This is a genomic window from Streptomyces hirsutus (assembly GCF_001418415.1).
GTDB lineage: Bacteria > Actinomycetota > Actinomycetes > Streptomycetales > Streptomycetaceae > Streptomyces > Streptomyces hirsutus.
Window position 1 is genome coordinate 1 of sequence record NZ_LIQT01000658.1, and the last position, 3,392, is coordinate 3,392.

The window sequence follows — 3,392 nt, forward strand, 5'->3', positions numbered from 1 at the left end:
GCCTCGTCCGACTCGGCGCCCGGGCCCGGCCGTTGCTCTCCGGGCGTACGGTACGCGTGCGCGACGCGGCCGGTGCCGTCCTGGCCGACCGCCTCCTGGAGACCGGACTGGCCCACCCCGCCGTCCACGCCCTGCCCCCACCCCCCGGGGCCGACGGCGGGGCGGGCCCGGACTGCACGTACGTGATCCCGGTGCGCGACCGCCCCCGGGAACTCGCCCGCCTCCTGGCCGGCCTGCCCGCCGGCAGCCCGGTCGTCGTCGTGGACGACGCCTCCCACCGCCCCGGCCCCGTCGCCGCCGTCGCCGCCGAACACGGCGCGCGTCTGCTGACGCTCACCGTCAACGGGGGACCGGCGGGGGCGCGCAACGCCGGTCTGCGCCTCGTCACCACGCCCTACGTCGCCTTCGTCGACTCCGACGTCGTCCTGCCGCCCGACGCCGTGCCCACCCTGCTGCGGCACTTCGCCGACCCTCGTGTCGCCATGGCCGTGCCCAGGATCACCGGCCTGGTCACCCCGGCCTCTGCCGGCTGGCTCGGCCGCTACGAACGGATCCGGTCCTCCCTCGACCTGGGGACGGACCCGGCCTCGGTCCGCCCCGGAACACCGGTGTCCTGGGTGCCCAGCGCCTGCGTCGTCGCACGCGTCGACGCGCTCGCGGACGGGTTCGACCCCCGTCTGAGGGTGGGTGAGGACGTCGATCTGTGCTGGCGCCTGGCACGGAGCGGTTTGCGCGTGCGCTATGAACCGTCCGTCGAGGCCGCCCACGAACACAGGGTCACCCTGCGCGACTGGTTCCGGCGCAAGGCGGAGTACGGCACCGGTGCCCACCCCCTCGCCGAACGCCATCCCCGAAACATCGCCCCCGCCGTACTCGCCCCCTGGAACGCCGCCCTGGTCCTCGCCCTGGTCGCGCAGCGCCGCTGGTCCCTGCCGGTCGCCGCAGGCCTGTGCGCCGTCGCCACGGCACGGATCGCCCGCACCCTGCGCAGCACCGGGCAGCCCGTCCGGCACGCGGTCCGGCTCACGGGCGGTGGCGCCGTGTCCGCCGTGGCACAGGGTTCGGCACTGCTCACCCGCCACTGGTGGCCCCTCACCGTCCTCGGCTGTCTGGTCTCCTCTCGCATACGCCGCGCCACGGCCGTCGCGGCCGTGGCGGACATCGCCCTCGAATACCGACGCGACAGAGCCGGGCTGGACCCCGTCCGGTACGGCATCGCCCGCCGCCTCGACGACCTCGCGTACGGCACCGGGGTGTGGATCTCCGCCCTCAAGGGCCGCTCCACGGCCGCCCTCCGTCCCCGCATCGTCCCGGCCCGGGCGTCCGCGCGGCGAAAGCCAGGCAGTAGGGGGCGGCCCGGAGGATGAGGCCGAGGCTTCGGCTTCGGACGGCGCACCGCACCCCTGGCGGCGTATGTTGTCAGGGCAGAGCCGTATGCGCGGTGCGGCACGGGAATCGGAGCCGGCCGACGGGGAAGGGTTACGCCTGTGGAGTCGCCTACGAAAGGCGTGATCGCCGGCACGCCGGCCAGGAGCGGGCGCCCGCGCGCCACCTCGCGGGCCGACCTGGAGCGGTTGGGCTTCGAACTGTTCGCCCGGCAGGGCTTCGACGCCACCACGGTGGACGACATCGCCGGGGCGGCGGGCATCGGCCGGCGGACGTTCTTCCGCTACTTCTCGTCGAAGAACGACCTCGTCTGGGGCGACTTCGCGCAGCAACTCACCGGGCTTCGCGACCTGTTGAACGCGACCGATCCGAGCACCCCGATCATGGACGCCCTGCGTCACGCGGTCGTCGAGTTCAACCGGTACGACGACGTGTCGGTGCCGTGGCACCGGCAGCGCATGGAACTCATCCTGACCGTTCCCACCCTCCAGGCCGATGCCACCCTGCGCTACGCGGCGTGGCGCGCGATCGTCACCGAGTACGTGGCGCTGCGCAAGGGCCTGTCGCCCTCCGACATGGTGCCCCGCATGTTCGGGTACGCCTTCCTCGCCGCGGCGATCGCCGCGTACGAGCACTGGCTGGCGGAGGGCGAGATTGAGCTGGGCGACCTGCTCGACGCGGCGATCCGGCAGCTCGAACGCGGCCTCGGAGAGGCGTAGCCGGACCCGGCCCCGTCCCGTCGGCCGGGCACTGGAGCACCCCTGAACGCTTGCGCCCGGGGTGAGGTGCTGTCACCATTCTACCGCTCGGTCGATTTTTCTCGACCGAGCAGTCGACCCGGACCGGCGGGCAGAAGTCGGCAGAAGGTGAGTGCACACATGTCGGAGTTCCAGTTCCTGGACGTGCGGACGACGGACCACGTCGCGACCGTCACGATGGACCGGCCGCCCGTCAACGCCGTCGGCCTGCCGATGTACGCCGAGATCAAGGCCTTGTTCGGCGAGATCGAACGGCATGCCCCGGACGCGCGGGTCGTCATCCTGACCGGGGCCGGCAAGCACTTCTGCGGCGGCAACGACCTCGACGAATTCCTGACCATGAACCCGGAGAACGCCGACGGGCGCATGAAACACGTGCGTGAGGCCTTCTGGTCGATCTACGAATGCCCCGTGCCCGTGATCGCGGCCGTCCACGGCGTCGCGGTGGGGACGGGACTGGCGCTGGCCGGCTCGTGCGACATGGTCGTGGCCGCCGAGGGCGCCAGATTCAGCCTCCCCGAGATCCAGGTCGGCGCGATGGGCGGCGCCAAGCACGCCTCGCGCCTGGTCCCGCAGGCGCTGGTGCGCCGCATGCACTTCACCGGTGACATGGTCCCGGTGGAGGAGCTGGCCCAGTACGGCGGCATCGACCGCGTGGTGCCCGGCGATCAACTGCTCGCCGCCGCCACCGAACTGGCCCGACGGATCGCCCGGCACAGCCCCGTCGCCATCAGGATGGCCAAGCGCAGCCTGAACCGCATCGAGTACATGGAGCTCAAGGACGGCTACGCGTTCGAGCAGAGCCTCACCGGCGAACTCTCCGGATACGACGACGCCAAGGAGGCCGTCGCCGCCTTCTTCGAGCGGCGCGAGCCGCAGTACACGGGGAAGTGATCCGGAGGATGACCCATACGGCACAGGACACCGCAGACCTGGAGGCCTACCGCCGGCAGGTCCGAGCCTGGCTCGCGCAGGCGGCCGTCCCCGAGGTCCCTCTCGACCTGGAGGGCCGCTTCGCCGTCCTGCGGGAATGGCAGAAGACCCTCTACGAGGCCGGGTTCGTCGGAATCTCCTGGACCAGGGCGGCCGGAGGGCAGGGCCTGAGTCCCTCGCACCAACTGGTCTTCTCGGAGGAACTCGCCCGGGCCGGCGCCCCGCAGCCCATCGGCCTGATCGGCGTGGACGTCGTCGGCAAGTCGATCGAGACGTACGGACTCGACTGGCAACGGCAGCAGCTGCTGCCCCGCC

The 3,392-nt window shown here is 72.3% G+C and carries 4 protein-coding genes; all 4 read left to right on the plus strand.

Features of this window, described 5'->3' with window-relative positions; translation table 11 throughout:
• Positions 1-1,367 (plus strand): mycofactocin biosynthesis glycosyltransferase MftF (gene mftF, locus AOK11_RS36810; RefSeq protein WP_055597975.1); only part of this gene is annotated, 1,367 nt, incomplete at its 5' end.
• A 141-nt stretch (positions 1,368-1,508) separates the two neighbouring features.
• A complete protein-coding gene (gene mftR, locus AOK11_RS36815) occupies positions 1,509-2,105 on the plus strand; it encodes a mycofactocin system transcriptional regulator (RefSeq protein WP_206189006.1) in 597 nt (198 codons plus the stop codon).
• 159 nt (positions 2,106-2,264) lie between these two features.
• A complete protein-coding gene (locus AOK11_RS36820; protein WP_055597977.1) occupies positions 2,265-3,038 on the plus strand; it encodes an enoyl-CoA hydratase-related protein in 774 nt (257 codons plus the stop codon).
• A gap of 8 nt (positions 3,039-3,046) precedes the next feature.
• A partial coding sequence (locus AOK11_RS36825; protein WP_206189007.1) for an acyl-CoA dehydrogenase family protein occupies positions 3,047-3,392 on the plus strand: 346 nt, incomplete at its 3' end.